Source organism: Phenylobacterium sp. (assembly GCF_035539035.1).
Lineage (GTDB): Bacteria > Pseudomonadota > Alphaproteobacteria > Caulobacterales > Caulobacteraceae > Phenylobacterium.
In genome coordinates this window covers 1010831-1027259 of record NZ_DATLJI010000016.1, presented here as the reverse complement: position 1 = coordinate 1027259, position 16429 = coordinate 1010831, and the positions used below count along the sequence as shown (strand labels likewise).

Here is a 16429-nt window from a genome sequence, read left to right as displayed (position 1 = left end):
AGGCGCAATTCCTTCCCGATGATGGTGGTCTACGCGGCATGACCTTGTTCGATTCCCCGGCCTTCGAGGGCCATGAAGGCGTCCACGCGTTCTGTGACGAAAGAACCGGCCTCAAGACCATCATCGCCGTGCATTCCACGGCCCGAGGCCCCGCCGCCGGCGGCTGCCGCATGTGGCCCTACGCCTCGGCCGAGCTGGCCCTGGAGGACGCGCTGCGCCTGTCGCGCGCCATGTCGTACAAGAACGCCATGGCCGACCTGGAGCTGGGCGGCGGCAAGGCGGTGATCATCGGCGATTCCCGCACCCAGAAGACGCCGGCCCTGTTCGAGGCCTTCGGGCGCGCGGTCGAGGACGTCGGCGGCAAGTACTGGACCGCCGAGGACGTGGGCGTCTCGCCCGCCGACCTGATGCACGCCCGCAAGCACACCCGGTACGTCGCCGGTCTCGAGGGCCACCCGGCCGCCTCGGGCGACCCCTCGCCCGTGACCGCCGAGGGCATCTTCCGCGGCATCCGCCTCTGCGTGCGCCGCGCCATGAACCGCGAGCTGGACGGCGTCACCGTCGCCATCCAGGGCGTCGGCCACGTGGGCGCCTACCTCGCCGACAAGCTGCACGCCGCCGGCGCGAAGCTGGTGATCGCCGACGTCAACGAGGAAGCCGTGCAGGAGGTCGCCGGCCGCACGGGCGCCAAGGTCGTCTCGCCGGGCGCGATCTTCGACGTCGCCACCGACGTCTTCGCTCCCTGCGCCCTGGGCGGCGCGGTGAACACCGACACCCTGGACCGCATCTCGGCCCGTATCATCGCCGGCGGCGCCAACAACCAGCTGGCCGATCCCGAGGTCGGCCGCGTGCTCTTCCAGCGCGGGATGCTCTACGCCCCGGACTACGTCATCAACGGCGGCGGCATCATCAACGTGGCCGGCGAGATCCGCGCGCTGGACCGCGGCGAGGCCTTCGACCCGGCCTGGGTGGAGACCAAGCTCGCCCGCCTAATGCAGACCCTGGAAGAGGTGCTCGACCGCTCCCGCCAGGAGTCGCGCCCGACGCACGAGGTCGCCAACGAGATCGCCCGCGCCCGCATCGGCGGCGCCGCCGAGAAGAAGGCCGCGGCGTAACGAGAAAAGGCCGCTCACCCCGGCGCAAGCCGGGGCCCAAGCGGCCTCTCGGGGCGCACATCAGCCGTGGGGAGGCGCGGCGACGTGGGCTTGGGTCCCGGCTTGCGCCGGGATGAGCGGTAGGGTTCAGGCCAGCTCGCGTTCCGGCACGCCGGGGCCGGGCTGCACGATGGCGGGGTCCATCCACATCACTTCCCAGACGTGGCCGTCCGGGTCCTGGAAGCTCACCCCGTACATCACCCCGTGGTCCTGCGCCGGCATCCACGGCTTGCCGCCGTTGGCCAGCGCCTTGCCGAGGAATCCGTCCACCTCGGCGCGGCTATCCGCCGACAGGCAGATCAGCGCCTCCTTGCCCTTGGAGGTGTCGGCGATGTCGCCGGTGATGAAGCCGCGGAACTTCTCCTCGGTCAGCAGCATGACGACGATGTTCTCCTCGATCACCATCGAGATGGCGGTGTCGTCCGAGAACTGCGGGTTCTGGACGAAACCCAGGCCTGCGTAGAAGCGCCGCGACGCCTCCAGGTCCTTCACCGGCAGGTTCACGAAGATCATCCGCATGGCGTCCTCCTTGGCTTGGGCGAGCGGCAGCTTACGCTCCAAGGACGCCCGCCGGGACCGGGTCCCGACACGGAGGCGCGGATTTTTCTAGAAGGCCTGCAGCCGCGCCGTCCGGGGCTCCTTCACCGCCACGATGAGCAGGAGGAGGGCGATGGCGAGGAAGCCGAGGGAGACGCCGAACACCACGTGGTAGCCGGCGAGTTCCGCGACCACGCCGCCGATGAGCGGGCCAGCGGTGGCGGTGATGCTCTCGGCGGTGGCGGAGACGGCGATGCGCATGGGCAGCTCGTCTCTGTCGCCGAACTCCAGGATCATGGTCTGGGCGGCCATCATGTAGCCCGACTGTGCCGCGCCCAGGCCGCAGAAGGCCACGAACATGGCGGCGATGTCGTGCACGCTCATAAGCAGGACGGTGGCGCCGATCCAGGTCACGAGCGACAGCAGCAGGACCAGCCGGAAGCCGGTCTTGTCGCCGAGGTAGCCCCAGACCAGGTTGGAGACCGTGTCGGCGCCGAGGAAGGCCAGCGACAGCAGGCCCAGCGTCTTGCCGTCCAGGCCGATGATCGAGCCCACGAAGATGATGTAGAAGGGCGTCGCGATCCGCGCCGAGGTCGCCAGCATCTGCATCAGCACGAAGAAGCCGTAGCTGCGGTCCTGGCGCAGCAGGGCGGGGAAGTCGCGCAGCCGGTCGCGGAAGCGCGATTGCGCCCGGGTGGTCGGCGGCTCCGGCTCCTTCAGGAGGAGCTGCAGGGCCCAGAGCCCCAGGCTGGTCAGCACGAAGGCGAAGACGAAGGTCGTCGAATAGCCGTTGCCGAACAGGTTGGCGTCGATGAAGTACCGGCCGGCGAAATAGGCGAGGACGGCGGCGATCAGCCCGCCGGTGGCGTTGCGCCAGGCCTGCAGGCGGCCCCGCCGGCTGATGGGGATCACCTTGGCCATCAGTAGGCTGAACACCACCCGCTGGGCGCCCATGAAAATGCCGAACATCAGCATGAAGCCGAGGATGGCGGCGACGCGCGGGCGGACCAGCCATTCGCCCAGGAAGCTCAGGGACACCGGCTCGTTGGGCAGGAACCAGCCGGCGAGCGCGATGCCGAGGATCGCCATGCGCGCGAGGCCGCCCATCCACATGGCGGCCGGCATCACCCGCTTGCGGTGCTCGATCTTGGTGGCCCCGAAGATCGGCGAGATCACCCCGCCCACCTGCTGCAGCGCGAGGCCGAGGCCGACGATGGCGTTGGAGCCGGAGATGGCGAACAGGTAGGCGGGCAGGAAGGTGGGGGCGTTGACCAGCCGGAAGCCGGTCATCCCCAGCATGCCGTGCAGGTAGTTGCCGAGGTAGTTCCGCCGGAGGTTCGACCAGATGAAGTTCTCGTACGCCGCCTCGCGGGCGGGCAGGTCATCGTCGCCCGCAGGCGCGGGAGAGGCGTCAGGCTTGGCGTCCAAAATGGAATAGCCCCGGCCGAGCCGCCGCGGCCCCTTCAGGCAATGTCTAAATTCAATGACACCGGTCTATCAGAGTCCCGGACCGGGCGCCTAGCGTGCGGGTCAGGCGGCGGCGGAAAGCGCGCCGACCGGCCGCACGTCGACCCGCACGATGAGTTCCGAGCGGCCGCCGTCCCCGTAGATCGCGCCCGAAACCGGCGCGGCCTCGGCCGGCGTGCGGGCCACAGCCACGGGGATCAGGTCCTCGCTCTCGGCCAGCGCATTGGTGGGGTCGAATTCCATCCAGCCGAGGTCGGGCAGGAAGACCTCGCACCAGGCATGGGTCGCGCCGGCGCCGCGGACGTCTCCGTGGCCGGGGGAATAGAGATAGCCGGTGACGAAGCGGGCGGCGTAGCCCAGCCGGCGCAGCGCCTCGACCATCAGCCAGGCGAAGTCGCGGCAGGTGCCGGAGCCGACCTTGACCGTATGGCTGGGCTCCTGGGCCGCGCCGAGATCCCGGGCCTGGTACTCGAACTCGTCGTGGATCGCCCGGTTGAGCCGCAGCAGGAAGTCGAGCGCGGGCTCGTGGGGGCTGCCCACCCGCCCGCGCAGCCACTTCAGGAGGTCGCCGTCGCCGTCCTCGCTGACCGGCTCGATGAACGGCGCCAGCACTGCCCGGTCCGCCGCGGCGTAGACGATCGGCGTGGCGGTCTGCGGGTCGGCGATCTTGAGCTCCGAGATAGGGGCCGGATAGCGCTCGATCACCAGGTCGCTGACGATCGAGAGCGCGGTGCTCTCGCCCTGCGGCGTGAACGTGCACACGGAGTTGCCGAAGGCGTCGTAGAGCCAGCGGGTCTCGCCGGGCGGGGAGACGGTGAGCACGGCCTCCACCACGCGGATGGCGTGGCTGTCCCGCGGGCGCACCATCAGCCGGTGCGGCGCGAAGCTGACGGGACGCTCGTAGGTGTAGAGCGTCTCGTGGCGGATGCTGAGCCTGGCCATGGGCCACGGAACCGCCCTTGGCCGGGAGGGTTCCATTCGGTCGCACTATACAGAACAAAACGCGAACTGTAGAACCGGCCCATGGCGGTCCTCGACCTGAAGCGCAAACTCGCCATCCTGTCCGATGCGGCGAAGTACGATGCGTCTTGCGCCTCGTCGGGGAGCACGAAGCGGGACTCGGTGGGCGGGAAGGGCGTGGGCTCCACCGAGGGCTCGGGCATCTGCCACGCCTATGCGCCGGACGGGCGCTGCATCAGCCTGCTGAAGATCCTGCTGACCAACTTCTGCGTCTACGACTGCGCCTACTGCGTGAACCGGGTGAGCTCCAACGTGGCCCGCGCCCGCTTTTCGGTGGAGGAGGTGGTCGACCTGACGCTGAACTTCTATCGGCGCAACTACATCGAGGGGCTGTTCCTCTCGTCGGGCATCATCCGCAGCGCCGACTACACCATGGAGGAGCTGGTCCGGGTGGCGAAGACCCTGCGGGAGGTCCACGACTTCCGCGGCTATATCCACCTGAAGGTGATCCCCGAGGCCTCGCCGGCGCTGGTCAACGAGGCCGGCCTCTACGCCGACCGGGTGTCGATCAATATCGAGCTGCCGAAGGATGAGAGCCTGGCGAGCCTCGCCCCCGAGAAGGACGCCGCCGGCATCCGCAAGGCCATGGGCGCGGTGCGGCTGGGCGTCGACGCCGGCAAGGAGAAGGGCCGCGTCGCTCGGCCGCCGAAGTTCGCGCCGGCCGGCCAGTCCACCCAGATGATCGTCGGCGCCGACGCCGCCGCCGACGGCGACATCCTCAAACGCAGCGAGACCCTCTACGGCGCCTACCGCCTGCGGCGGGTCTACTATTCGGCCTTCTCGCCGATCCCGGACTCCACCGCCCGTCTGCCGCTGCAGCGCCCGCCGCTGGTGCGCGAGCACCGCCTCTACCAGGCCGACTGGCTGATGCGCTTCTACGGCTTCGAGCGGGCGGAGATCGTCGGCGAGGGGGAGGACCTGGACCTCGCCATCGACCCCAAGCTCGCCTGGGCGCTCCGGAACCGGGGCGAGTTCCCCGTGGACCTCAACGTCGCCGATCGCGAGCGCCTGCTGCGCGTGCCGGGGCTTGGGGTCAAGGCCGTGGACCGCATCCTCGACGTCCGCCGCTTCAAGCAGCTCGTCCTCGAGGACGTGCGCAGGCTCTCCCGCGGGCTGGAGAAGCTGAAGCCGTTCATCGTCACGGCCGACTGGCGGCCGGGCGCGCTCACCGACAAGGCCGACCTGCGCGAGCGCCTGGCGCCGCCGCCCGAGCAGCTGAGCCTCTTCTGATGCAGGTGGTCCGCCTCGCCTCCGAGACCGACTTCACCGGCTGGCGCGAGGCCGCCCGCGCCCTGCGCGCCCACGGCGTCCCGCCCGAGGAGGCCTTCTGGACCGTGGACGGCGCCGGCGACCTGTTCGGCGAGGCCGCCCCCGCGCCTCAGCCCGGCGCGCCGCCGTTCACCGTGCCGCGCGAGTTCATGGAGCTGGCCGACACGGTGATCCTGCACCGCTCGGACGAACGCTTCGCCCTCCTGTACCGCCTGCTCTGGCGGTTGCAGAAGGAGCCGAACCTCCTGCGCATCGCCTCCGACCCGGACGTGGCCCAGGCCCGCAGCCTCGCCCGCCAGGTCAGCCAGGCGGCGCACAAGATGAAGGCCTTCGTCCGCTTCCGCCGGGTGGAGGACGCCGAGGGCGAGATCTACGTCGCCTGGTTCGAGCCGGCGCACCGGGTGGTGGAGATGACCGCGCCGTTCTTCGCCCGGCGGTTCGCCAACATGCGCTTCTCGATCCTGACGCCGGACCTCTGCGCCCACTGGGACACCCGTGAGCTCACCTTCACGCCGGGGGCGGACGCCGCCGACGCGCCGCGCGAGGACGGGCTCGAGGACTACTGGCGCACCTACTATGCCTCGATCTTCAACCCGGCGCGCCTGAAGACGGCCCAGATGCAGAAGGAGATGCCGAAACGCTACTGGCGGAACCTGCCGGAAGCGCGCCTCATTCCTGAGCTGATCGCGCGCGCGGAGGCGAAGACAGACGCCATGGTCGCCCAGGCCCCTTCCGAACCGAGCCGCCGGGTCGTGCGCGCCGCCCAGCGCGCCAGCCGCGACGCGCCCTACGACGGCGCGGCGCCCACGACGCTGGAGGAGGTGTGGGCCGGCGTGCAGGCCTGCCGCCGCTGCGATCTCTGGAAGTGCGGCACGCAAGGCGTGGCCGGGGAGGGGCCCGCGCGGGCCAGGCTGATGTTCGTGGGCGAGCAGCCGGGGGACCAGGAGGACCTGGCGGGCAAGCCGTTCGTGGGGCCGGCCGGCAAGGTGCTCGACCGGGCGCTCGCCGAGGCGGGCGTCCCGCGCGCCGAGACCTTCGTCACCAATGCGGTGAAGCACTTCAAGCACGAGCTGCGCGGCAAGCGCCGGATCCACAAGACCCCAGACGGCGGCGAGGTGCAGGCCTGCCGGTGGTGGCTGGACAACGAGCGGCGGATCGTCCGGCCGCGGGTGATCGTGGCGCTGGGGGCGACCGCCACCCTCTCGGTGTTCGGCAAGACCATGCCGATCGCCAAGTTCCGACAGCAGGCGCTCCAGCTCCCGGACCAGGCCCAGGGCGTGGTCACCTACCACCCCTCCTACCTGCTGCGCGTGCCCGACGCCGAGGCCAAGGCGAAGGCCTACGCCCTGTTCGTCGAGGACCTGAAGTTCGCCTGGACGCTGGCGGCCTAGGAACTGCTGCGGCCCGGCGGTGTTCGTGCAGCATGCACGAGCAGAGCCCCCACCCCAGCCACCTGGACCAGACGGACCCGGCCAAGGCGGACGTGCGCGACATCCGCGAGGAGGCCGACCGGGAGATCGACGCCTATTCGGACCTGGCCGACCTGGTGCTGCTGATGCCGGAGGACCGCTGGGACGAGTTCGTCCGGCTGACCGGCGCGACGGACAGCGGCGGCGAGACGCTCTATCGCGGCGTGACCTTCCGCAGGGGGCCGGTCACCGCCGTGGTCGCCCAGGAAGGCTTCTAGACCGAGCCCTTGCGCTCGATCACCAGCACGCGGGCCTCGCCCAGCGGGTGGGCGACGTGCGCGTCGCCGGCCTCGGCCACGAACATGTCGGCGGGACCGAGCCGCACCGACTTCTCCTCGCCCGCCTCGCGGTAGCGCATCTCCACCTCGCCCTCGAGCACGACGAACACCTCGGCGCCGTCGTTGACGTGCCAGCGGTAGGGCTGGTCGGTCCAGTGCAGGCGGACGGTTGCGCCCTCGACCTCGGCCAGGTCGCGCGCGCCCCAGGCGCACTCGGCGGTGAAGGTGCGGGCGTCGGTGACGATCTTCATGGGGGAGCCTTAGCCGAGGCCGGGCCGCGCGCCAAAGCCCGCAGGCCGAAGAGCGCGCCCCATCCCACCGCGACGGCGCCGCAAACCAGGAAGGCGGTGCGGTAGTCGCTGGCCTGCGCCACGCCGGCGAAGCCGAGGATCAGTCCGGTGTAGGTGAGCTGCATGGCCAGCCCCTTCACCGAGGCCACCGTGGCCCGGGTCTCGGGGGCCAGCGCGTGCTGGAACCGGGCGTCGGCGCTGACGTCAATCACCCGGCTGAGGCCGCCCACCCCGATCAGCAGGACCACCACCCAGGGCCGGAAGACCGCGGAGGCGGCGAGGATCACCACGCCCGCCACCACCAGCAGGCCGTAGAGCGACTTCAGCCCGAGCCGGTCGAGCCGGTGGGCGAGCACGCTGCCGATGGCTTGCGCCCCGCTCATGGCGGCGATGAACAGGGCGATCTGGGCCGGCGTCAGCCCCACCTCGCGGCCGAACAGCTGCCAATAGTCCTCCAGCGCCAGCAGCACGCCCTGGACGCCGGCGATGAAGATGAGCAGCGGCAGGACGCCCGGCAGGCGCACTGCGTCCAGCGCGCCCCGCCGCAGGTGGGCCAAGTACTGCGGCGTCTCCGCCGTGGCCGCGCGGGGGACCTTCGGCAGGGAGAGCGCCACGCCCGCCGAGACCACCACCGCCAGCGCGCTGCCGGCGATCAGCAGGGGATAGCCGAAGCCCACCAGGGCCGCCGCGCCCAGCGACGCGAGCAGCAGGCCCGCATACCGGCTGGCCCAGGCGCGGCCCATCACCCGGGCGTAGTCGCCGGCCCGGCCGGCCGCCTTCAGCTCGTCATAGACCAGGGCCTCGAAGGTGCCGCTCATCAGGGCGCTCTTCACGCCCCACAGGGTCAGCCCGGCCAGGAAGCCCCAGAAGGTGGGAAAGAGAATCCAGATCCCGAACCCGGTCGCCCGGGCGAGCTGCGCCACGGCCAACAGCCAGCGCCGCGGCAGGTGGTCCGCGAGCACGCCGGACGGCACCTCCAGCAGGACGCCGGTGAGCGACCACGCGGCCAGCGCCACGCCGATCTGCGCCGGCGACAGACCGGCGTCGGCGAACATGACCGCGCTCAGCGGGTAGATCAGGACGAAGGTGTCGAGGAAGCGGTAGGCGCAGACCTTGAGGAGGAAGCCGCGCAATCCGCCCTAGGCCACGAAGCCCGCCTCGGCGAAGTCCAGCATGCGCCGCAGCAGGGCCGCCACGTCGCCCTCGCGGGTCAGGCCGCCCGACAGGTGGTGCAGCCGGTCGAACTCCACGAAGCGGTTGTTGTGGACCATGCCCAGGCAGAAATGCAGCCGCCAGTAGACCTCCTCGCGGGGAAGGTCAGGGCGGGCGGCCAGCAGGGCGTTGGCGAAGCGCTCCAGGTGGGAGACGTCGTTGCGGATCGCCTCGCGCATCTCCTCCGTGCCCTCGGAGCGGGCGCGGATGATGAACTGCACCGAGATGCGCCGGTCGTTGTCGGGCGCGGCCCACTTCAGCGGCGGGGTGAAGTAGGCCTCCAGGATCTCGCGCACCGGCGGCTTGCCCTGGTGGCGGTCGCTGGCCTCGTGGAGCATCCGCGCGCGCTCGCGGTTCAGCTCGCTGGTGCGCCGGCGGAAGATCTCGAACAGCAGGGCGTCCTTGGAGCCGAAGTGGTAGTTCACGGACGCCAGGTTCACCCCGGCCTCGGCCGTGATGTCGCGCACCGACACGTTCTGGAAGCCGTGCAGGGCGAACAGACGCTCGGCGGCGTTGAACACCGCCTGCTTGGTGGCGGCCTGGGCCTCTTCGGTGTCGGCCGCGTCGTGGATGATGGGATCGGTCATGCGAATCCCTGTGAACTTCCCACGACAGTAGGCCTCTTGTGAACGGTCACAAGCGCCACAGCGTCAGCGGGCGAGCTCCTTCATGGCCTTTTCCAGCCCCTCGATGGTCAGCGGGTACATCCGGTCGTTGACCAGCTGCTTGATGACCCCGATCGAGGGCGTGTAGTCCCAGTGCCGCTCGGCCGTGGGGTTCAGCCACACCATGTGCTCGTAGATCTGGGCCACGCGGTCCATCCAGACGGCGCCGGCCTCCTCGTTCCAGTGCTCCACCGAGCCGCCCGGATAGGTGATTTCGTAGGGGCTCATGGTGGCGTCGCCGACGAAGATCACCTTGTAGTCGTGCGGGAACTTGTGGAGCACGTCCCAGGTGGGGATCTTCTCGGCGTGGCGGCGGCGGTTGTCCTTCCACACGGCCTCGTAGAGGCAGTTGTGGAAGTAGTAGAACTCCATGTTCTTGAACTCGGACCGCGCGGCGCTGAACAGCTCCTCGCAGACCTTGATGTGGGAATCCATCGAGCCGCCGATGTCGAAGAAGATCAGCACGCTGATCTTGTTGCGGCGTTCGGCCCGCATCTGGATGTCGAGGTAGCCCTTCTCGGCCGTGCCCTTGATGGTCCCGGGCATGTCCAGCTCGTCGGGCGCGCCCTCGCGGACCCACTTGCGCAGCCGGCGCAGCGCCACCTTGATGTTGCGGGTGCCGAGCTCGACCTGGTCATCCAGGTTCTTGTACTCGCGCTTGTCCCAGACCTTGATGGCCTTGCCGTGCCGGCCCTTGTCCTGGCCGATGCGGATGCCTTCGGGGTGGTAGCCGTTGGCGCCGAACGGCGAGGTGCCGCCGGTGCCGATCATCTTGTTGCCGCCCTCGTGGCGCTCCTTCTGCTCCTTGATGCGCTCGGCCAGCGCTTCCATGAGCTTGTCGAAGCCGCCCATGGCCTCGATCTGCGCCTTCTCCTCCTCGGTGAGGAACTTCTCGGAGATCTTCTTCAGCCACTCGGCGGGGATGTCGGCGGCGAGGCCCTCCTCCATCCGCTCGAGGCCCTTGAAGACGTGGCCGAAGACCTGGTCGAACTTGTCGAGGTTCTTCTCGTCCTTCACGAGCGCCGAGCGCGACAGGTAGTAGAAGTCGTCCACCGAGCGGTCGATGACCCCCTTGTCGAGCCCCTCCATGAGCATGAGGTACTCTTTCAGGGTCACCGGCACGCGGGCCTGGCGCAGCTCGGTGAAGAAACGCATGAACATGCGGCGGTCTCGCGGGACGAACGTTCGTTTGAACGCGAAGGATGGGGCCGCGGGTCCCCGATGTCCAGTCCGCGGCCCGTCCTGCGGCTCAGCGCTCGCTGTCCAGCATGGCCATATGCTGGGCGGGGTAGCGGTCGCCGGCTGCGGCCTCGGCCGGCGCGGCTCGTTCGAGCGCCGCCAGGTCCTCCGGCGTCAAGGCCCTGTCCAGCGCGGCCAGCGCCTCGGCCAGCCGGTCGCGGCGCCGCGCGCCGACCAGCGGGACGATGTCGCGCCCTTGCGCAGCGACCCACGCGATCGCCGCCTGCGCCGTGGTCAGGCCGCGGGCCTCCGCGACCCGGCGCAGCGCCTCTGTGAGGGCGAGGTTCTTCCTGAGGTTCTCGCCCTGGAAGCGGGGCGAGTGGGCGCGGAAGTCGCTGACGTCCGCCACGCCCCCCTGCATGTGACCGCCGAGCAGGCCGCGGGAGAGCACCCCGTATGCGGTGATTGCGATGCCGAGCTCCCGGCAAGTCTGCAGGATCTCACGCTCCACGCCGCGCGAGATCAGGGAATATTCGATCTGCAGGTCGACGATCGGGTGGACGGCGGCCGCCCGACGGATGGTCTCCGCCCCCACTTCAGACAGCCCGATGTGCCGCACGTAGCCCGCGTGCACGAGGTCGGCGATGGCGCCGATGGTCTCCTCGATCGGTACGTCCGGGGAGAGTCGCGCGGGGCGGTAGACGTCGATATGTCCGGTGCGGAGCCGCTGCAGGCTGTAGGCTGCGGAGGTCTTCACCGACGCCGGCCGGCCGTCGAAGCCGAGGGAGGCGCCGTCAGGCCCGCGCTGGGCGCCGAACTTGACGCTGAGCACGACCTCCTCGCGCCGTCGGCCCTCGAGCGCGTCGGCGATCAGCAGTTCGTTGTGCCCCATGCCGTAGAAATCGCCGGTGTCGAGCAGGTTGATTCCCGCGTCGAGGGCTGCGTGGATGGTGGCGATGCTCTCGGCCCGCTCCGAGGGCCCGTAAGCGCCGCTCATGCCCATGCAGCCCAGGCCGATGGCCGAAACCTGCGGGCCTGTGGTTCCCAGTTTGCGCTGTTCCATGTCGCTTCTCCTCGTCTGCGAGGCTGAAGCTAGGGGCTTGGGACTGATACGATAATCGGCATAATCCTGCACGGACTGTGCGGGATTTCGAACAATGGCCAGACTGGATCTCGACGCGCTCGAGGCCTTCGCAGCGGTGGCGCGCCATCGCAGCTTCCGGCGCGCCGCGATGGAGCGGGGCGTCTCCGCCTCGACGCTCAGCCAGGCGCTGCGCGACCTTGAGGCGGCCATGGGCGTGCGGGTGCTCAACCGCACGACCCGCAGTGTCGCGCCCACCCCGGCTGGCGAGCGGCTGCTGGCCCGGCTCGGCCCGGCGCTCCAGGAAATCGGCAGCGCGCTTGAGGAGGTCCGTTCCGAACAAGACCGGCCGTCCGGCGCGCTGCGGATCAATGCGCCGGAGCCGGCGGTTGAGCTGGTGCTGGCGCCCCTGGTGGCCGGCTTCCTGGAAGCCTACCCCGACGTGCGGCTGGAGATCACCGCCGAGAGCAACCTCGTGGATATCGTGGCCAAGGGCTACGACGCCGGCGTCCGCTGGGGCGAGCACTTGGCGCAGGACATGGTGGCCGTGCCACTGGCCGGACAGCAGCACTATGTCGTGGTCGCCGCGCCCTCGGTCCTGGAGCGCCACGGGACGCCTGAGCACCCGCGTGACCTGCTCGGCAAGCCCTGCGTCCGGGTCCGCTATCTCAGCGGGGCCGAGCCGCCCTGGGAGTTCGAGCGCCGCGGCGAGGTGCTCCGGATCTCGCCTGAAGGTCCGCTGATCGCCAACAATGTCGCCCTGCTGTTGCGGGCGGCGGTCGACGGGGTGGGGTTCGCCATGGCCTTCAGGGACCACGCCGAGTCGCATCTCCATGCAGGCCGGCTGGTCAGCGTCCTGGAAGAGTGGTGCGATCCGTTCCCGGGGCCCTACCTCTACTATCCGAGCCGGCGTCACCCGCCGTCGGCCTTGAGGGCGTTCGTGGACTATGTGCAGGCGCGCCGGCGCCGCGAGGGCTAGCCGACCGGACCGCGGCAGGCGATGGCGAAGGCCGCTGCGGTCTTCTCGTCCGGCGGTCCGTGGGGGCCATCGGCGCGGCGGCCCTGGCGGATCGTCACCGCGCCGCCCGCCATCAGGGCCGCGGGCAGGGCGCTGGGCCAGGGCGCGGTGGCCGTGAGGCCAGGCCCGCCGTCGATGCGGTTCAGCGGGAAGACCGCCTCGCCGACGCTGAGCTGCGGGACGCCTGCGCCGCCGCGCAGCCAGGGCGTGGCCACCAGCAGGTCCTCCGGATTGCGCCGGCAGGCGATGCGCAGCACCTCGCGGCCCTCGGCGTCGGTGTGCACCAGCGCCGCGCCGGCCGTGGCCGACGCCTGCAGCGCCCAGCGCGAGGCCTCGTCCGGCGGCTCGGGCCGGACGGTGGCGCAGGCGCCGAGCGCGAGCGCGAGGAGGGAGGCGGCGGCTCTCATCCCCGCCCGAACGCCTGGCGGCACAGTTCGGTGGCGAAGGCGTCGCTGATCATCACCTGCCGGTCGGCGAGCAGGGCCTCGACCGGTCCGCCGGCGTCCACCACGACGTGGATGGGATAGCGGCCGACGACGGCGCGGGTCTTCGGGTCGACGAATTCGGCCACGCCGGCGATCTCGTGCTCGCCGCCGCCGTTCAGCAGTTGCGTAAGCCGGCCCTCCCGGTGGGTGCGCGAGACGTGCAGGCGCAGGTCCAGCTTCTCCGGGCCGCGGGCGCAATCGGCCAGGTTCTCGTGCACGGCGTCGGTGAAGGTGTCGGTGAAGTCGGGATTGCCGCTGACCCAGTCGCTGGTCATGCGCACCACGTCGACGTGGCTACGGGCGGCGATCTCCGGGGCCATCGACAGCGGCGCCGCGCCCGTGGTGGCGGTGGCGCAGGCGGCGAGGGAGAGCGTCGCGGCGGCGGCGAGGAGCGGGCGCAGGATCATCGGGCAGGCTCTACGGTCAAGGTTGGCCCCGCCAATAGCCACGCCCCGCCTGACGCCCCGATGAACGGCGAAGCTTGTCTCCGTTCAGGCCTCGACCGCCCGGAGCTTGCGCCAGACCGTCATGCGCGAAACGCCCAGGCGGCGGGCGATCTCGACCGGGCCTACGCCGGCGCGCTGCAGGTCACGGATCTCCTGGGCCGCGGCGGGCCGGCGGCGGCGGCGGGCGAAGCTCACCGGCTCCAGGGTCGCGACCGCCTGCAGCGCCGCACGCAGGGCCCGACCACCGACGCCCTCGCTGCTGAGCTCGCACTCCGTCACGAACAGGCTGGCGCCGCGCTGATCGAGCCGTTCGATCACGTCCAGCACGGCCCGCCCGCCGGGCCCGAGCTGGCCCAGCCGCGTCACCACCAGCTGATCGCCGGATCCGATGAAGTCGAGGATCGAATCGAGGACGGCGAAGTCGTCGGACCCGGGCAGGCCCGGCTCCTCCGCGCGCACCACATGGCAGCCCAGGGCCTTCAGGGCCGCCGTCTCGCCGGCCGAGTCCTCGTCCCTCAGCCGGACATATCCGATCCGCAGCATTCCGCACGCTCCCAGCAACTTTTGCCGATTAAGGCGAAGGTTCCAAAAGAGCGGCCGCTCGCCAAGAGCCTGATTCCTTAATTCGCGGCAATAATCCCGGCGGAAACCGCGGATCTAGGCAAGATTGTGTTCGAGAGCCGCTTCATCTGCCGGTCTTGTGGAAAAATTCACCGCAGATTTGCGTAGGATGAACTCGCGGTCGACTGTGCTTCCCACCGCGAAGCCGTACTCGCCCACCTTGGTGAAGCCGTGGCGGCCATAGAAGCGCTGGGCGCCGTCGTTCTCCGACCAGACGCCGATCCACACGTCACGCGGGCCCCCGGCGGTGAGCCAGTCCATCGTCTCGGCGAACAGCCTGCGTCCCAGCCCGCCGTTCTGCCAGGCCTTCAGGAGATAGAAGCGCTTGAGCTCTCCGCAGGCGGGGGTCACCTCCGGGTGGGGCAGGCCGCAGGGTCCGGCCTGGGCGTATCCGACCACCTCGCCGCCGGCCTCGACGATCCAGCCGGCCTTCGCCGGGTCGGCGAGGTCGCGGCGCGTCCGCTCCAGGCCGTAGGCCTCGTCCAGGAACCGGGCGAGGTCCTGCGGCGGATAGAGGTGGCCGAACGTCTCGGTGAAGGTGCGGGCGCCGATCTCGGCGAGCGCCTCGGCGTCGCCCGGGCCGGCGCGGCGGATGATGGGTTCAGGCATCGGCGGCGGAGAGAGTTGGGTTAGGATTGCGGAATGACCATCGCCCTCTACACCCATACCGACATGCTCGACCACCGTCCGGGTGACTGGCACCCCGAGCGGCCGGAACGGCTGCGGTCGGTGATCGACGCCCTGCAGGACGCCTCCGACCTCGACCTCGCCCCGCGCGACGCCCCGCTGGCGGAGGAGGCCGACCTCGCCCTCGTGCACCCCCAGGCCTACATCGACAGGATCCTGGCGCTGCGGCCCGGCGACCATCCCCTGGAGCTCGACGCCGACACCTACATGTCGGCCGGCAGCATCGTCGCCGCACGAAGGGCCGCGGGCGCGGTGGTCAGCGCCGTGCGCGACGTGGCCGCCGGCCGCGCGGAGCGGGCCTTCTGCGCCGTGCGGCCGCCGGGCCACCACGCGGAGCCCTCCACGCCGATGGGCTTCTGCATCTTCTCCAACGTCGCCGTCGCCGCGCGCGCCGCCCAGGCGGCCGGCCTGCACAAGGTGGCGGTGGTGGACTTCGACATCCACCACGGCAACGGCACCCAGGCGGCGTTCGCCGGCCGCGAGGGGCTGTTCTTCGCCTCGATCCACCAGTGGCCGATGTGGCCCGGCACCGGCCACCCCTCGCAGGCGGCGCCGCCCAACATCGTCAACACCGTGGCCCCGCCGAACGCCCCGCCGGAGGTGTGGCGCCAGGCCTTCGAGCGGCTGATGGAGAAGGTGGACGCCTTCGCCCCCGACCTGATCATCGTTTCCGCGGGGTTCGACGCCCACCGGCGCGATCCCATCGGCGAGGCGGGGCAGAACCTGGAAGAGGCCGACTTCGCCTGGGCCACCCGGGCCATCGCCTCGGTGGCGAACCGGCGCTCCAAGGGGCGGGTTGTGTCGTCGCTTGAGGGCGGCTACGACCTTGAGGCTCTGGGCCAGTCGGCGCTTGCGCACGTCAGGGCCCTGTCAGAGGGGTGAGGGAACGCGGCGCGGGGTGTGAATCCGACGCCGACCGGATGGAATGGCCAGCGTCTTGACCGCCGAGGTTCCCGTCGCATCCGCGAACACCCGTCCGGGCGCCATCATCCTGGCGCGCCACGGCGAGCCCGCGCTGTCGCGCAAGGTCAGGCTCTCCGCCGAGGAGTACCGCACCTTCTGGGAGAGCTACGAGGTCCTGGGCCTGCTGCCCGGCCAGACCCCGCCCGAGACCCTCGTCCGGTTCGTCGAGCGCTGCGGGACGCTCGTGGCCTCGACGCGGCTGCGCTCCATCGAGAGCGCCGAGGCCCTGGCCCGGGGGCGGGAGTTCACCCGCCACGACATGCTGATCGAGGCGCCCCTGCCGCCGCCGAAATGGCCCGCCTGGGTGCGGATGTCCCCGAAGATGTGGGGCTTCTGGGCGCGGGTCTGGTGGTGGTTCTTCGATCACCACGAAGGGCAGGAGACGCGACGCGAGGCGGAGCGGCGGGCCGACGAGGCCGCCGCCATGCTCACCGCGCTGGCCGAACGCGGCGAGGACGTGGTGGTGCTCGCCCACGGCTTCTTCAACTTCATGATCGGCCGCGCGCTCAAGCGCCGCGGGTGGCGGCTCGCCTGGAGCGAGGGCTACAAGTACTGGTCCATGCGCCGCTTCGAGCGGGCGCGCTGAGG

19 protein-coding genes are annotated in these 16429 nt (G+C 70.7%); 7 read left to right on the top strand and 12 right to left on the bottom strand.

Going from position 1 to position 16429, the window contains the following annotated elements:
• Positions 1-38 precede the first annotated feature (38 nt).
• Positions 39-1115, top strand: a complete 1077-nt coding sequence (locus VM685_RS18950) for a Glu/Leu/Phe/Val dehydrogenase dimerization domain-containing protein (protein ID WP_325461735.1) — start codon at positions 39-41, stop codon at positions 1113-1115.
• A 126-nt stretch (positions 1116-1241) separates the two neighbouring features.
• On the opposite strand, the gene VM685_RS18945 is transcribed toward VM685_RS18950, so the two are convergent.
• The 3 genes from VM685_RS18945 to VM685_RS18935 form a co-directional block, all read right to left on the bottom strand.
• A complete protein-coding gene (locus VM685_RS18945; protein ID WP_325461734.1) occupies positions 1242-1673 on the bottom strand; it encodes a VOC family protein in 432 nt (143 codons plus the stop codon).
• An 87-nt stretch (positions 1674-1760) separates the two neighbouring features.
• Positions 1761-3119 carry an MFS transporter gene (locus tag VM685_RS18940; RefSeq protein ID WP_325461733.1) on the bottom strand — a complete coding sequence of 453 codons (1359 nt, stop codon included), beginning with the start codon at positions 3117-3119 and terminating at the stop codon, positions 1761-1763.
• Positions 3120-3221: 102 nt separating this feature from the next.
• Complete coding sequence (locus VM685_RS18935) at positions 3222-4100, bottom strand: transglutaminase family protein (protein ID WP_325461732.1); 879 nt, start codon at positions 4098-4100, stop codon at positions 3222-3224.
• Between the two features lie 81 nt (positions 4101-4181).
• On the opposite strand from VM685_RS18935, the gene VM685_RS18930 reads away from it, so the two are divergent.
• The 3 genes from VM685_RS18930 to VM685_RS18920 are packed head-to-tail and all read left to right on the top strand — an operon-like array spanning position 4182 to position 7134.
• The gene (locus tag VM685_RS18930) at positions 4182-5408 is read left to right on the top strand and encodes a putative DNA modification/repair radical SAM protein (protein WP_325461731.1); all 1227 of its coding nucleotides are present in this window, start codon (positions 4182-4184) and stop codon (positions 5406-5408) included.
• Entirely contained in the window at positions 5408-6838 is a 1431-nt protein-coding gene (locus VM685_RS18925) for a UdgX family uracil-DNA binding protein (RefSeq protein ID WP_325461730.1), read from the top strand. The genes VM685_RS18930 and VM685_RS18925 overlap by 1 nt, the downstream gene beginning before the upstream one ends.
• Before the next feature lie 32 nt (positions 6839-6870).
• A complete protein-coding gene (locus VM685_RS18920) occupies positions 6871-7134 on the top strand; it encodes a hypothetical protein (RefSeq protein ID WP_325461729.1) in 264 nt (87 codons plus the stop codon).
• Here the strand turns inward: VM685_RS18920 and VM685_RS18915 are convergent.
• From VM685_RS18915 to VM685_RS18895, 5 genes are all read right to left on the bottom strand, one after another.
• Entirely contained in the window at positions 7131-7445 is a 315-nt protein-coding gene (locus VM685_RS18915; RefSeq protein ID WP_325461728.1) for a cupin, read from the bottom strand. The genes VM685_RS18920 and VM685_RS18915 overlap by 4 nt on opposite strands.
• Complete coding sequence (locus tag VM685_RS18910) at positions 7442-8617, bottom strand: MFS transporter (protein WP_325461727.1); 1176 nt, start codon at positions 8615-8617, stop codon at positions 7442-7444. Before VM685_RS18910 ends, VM685_RS18915 begins: the two co-directional genes overlap by 4 nt.
• Before the next feature lie 6 nt (positions 8618-8623).
• Positions 8624-9283 carry a TetR/AcrR family transcriptional regulator gene (locus VM685_RS18905; RefSeq protein WP_325461726.1) on the bottom strand — a complete coding sequence of 220 codons (660 nt, stop codon included), beginning with the start codon at positions 9281-9283 and terminating at the stop codon, positions 8624-8626.
• 63 nt (positions 9284-9346) lie between these two features.
• Positions 9347-10522, bottom strand: coding sequence for a VWA domain-containing protein (locus VM685_RS18900; protein WP_325461725.1), 1176 nt, complete (start codon positions 10520-10522; stop codon positions 9347-9349).
• Between the two features lie 88 nt (positions 10523-10610).
• Complete coding sequence (locus tag VM685_RS18895; RefSeq protein ID WP_325461724.1) at positions 10611-11603, bottom strand: aldo/keto reductase; 993 nt, start codon at positions 11601-11603, stop codon at positions 10611-10613.
• A 94-nt stretch (positions 11604-11697) separates the two neighbouring features.
• Here VM685_RS18895 and VM685_RS18890 point away from each other — a divergent pair, with 94 nt between their 5' ends.
• The gene (locus tag VM685_RS18890; RefSeq protein WP_325461723.1) at positions 11698-12600 is read left to right on the top strand and encodes a LysR family transcriptional regulator; all 903 of its coding nucleotides are present in this window, start codon (positions 11698-11700) and stop codon (positions 12598-12600) included.
• On the opposite strand, the gene VM685_RS18885 is transcribed toward VM685_RS18890, so the two are convergent.
• The 4 genes from VM685_RS18885 to VM685_RS18870 all read right to left on the bottom strand — a co-directional run bounded on the left by VM685_RS18885 (position 12597) and on the right by VM685_RS18870 (position 14800).
• Positions 12597-13046 (bottom strand): hypothetical protein, encoded by a 450-nt coding sequence (locus VM685_RS18885; protein WP_325461722.1) that lies wholly within the window; start codon positions 13044-13046, stop codon positions 12597-12599. The genes VM685_RS18890 and VM685_RS18885 overlap by 4 nt on opposite strands.
• Positions 13043-13531, bottom strand: a complete 489-nt coding sequence (locus VM685_RS18880; RefSeq protein WP_325461721.1) for a hypothetical protein — start codon at positions 13529-13531, stop codon at positions 13043-13045. The genes VM685_RS18885 and VM685_RS18880 overlap by 4 nt, the downstream gene beginning before the upstream one ends.
• Positions 13532-13615: 84 nt before the next feature.
• Entirely contained in the window at positions 13616-14113 is a 498-nt protein-coding gene (locus VM685_RS18875; protein WP_325461720.1) for a recombinase family protein, read from the bottom strand.
• Between the two features lie 114 nt (positions 14114-14227).
• Positions 14228-14800 (bottom strand): GNAT family N-acetyltransferase, encoded by a 573-nt coding sequence (locus VM685_RS18870; RefSeq protein ID WP_325461719.1) that lies wholly within the window; start codon positions 14798-14800, stop codon positions 14228-14230.
• A gap of 33 nt (positions 14801-14833) precedes the next feature.
• Here VM685_RS18870 and VM685_RS18865 point away from each other — a divergent pair, with 33 nt between their 5' ends.
• Both VM685_RS18865 and VM685_RS18860 read left to right on the top strand, forming a co-directional pair.
• Entirely contained in the window at positions 14834-15760 is a 927-nt protein-coding gene (locus tag VM685_RS18865; protein ID WP_325461718.1) for a histone deacetylase family protein, read from the top strand.
• A gap of 43 nt (positions 15761-15803) precedes the next feature.
• Positions 15804-16427 carry a histidine phosphatase family protein gene (locus VM685_RS18860; RefSeq protein WP_325461717.1) on the top strand — a complete coding sequence of 208 codons (624 nt, stop codon included), beginning with the start codon at positions 15804-15806 and terminating at the stop codon, positions 16425-16427.
• Positions 16428-16429 lie beyond the last annotated feature (2 nt).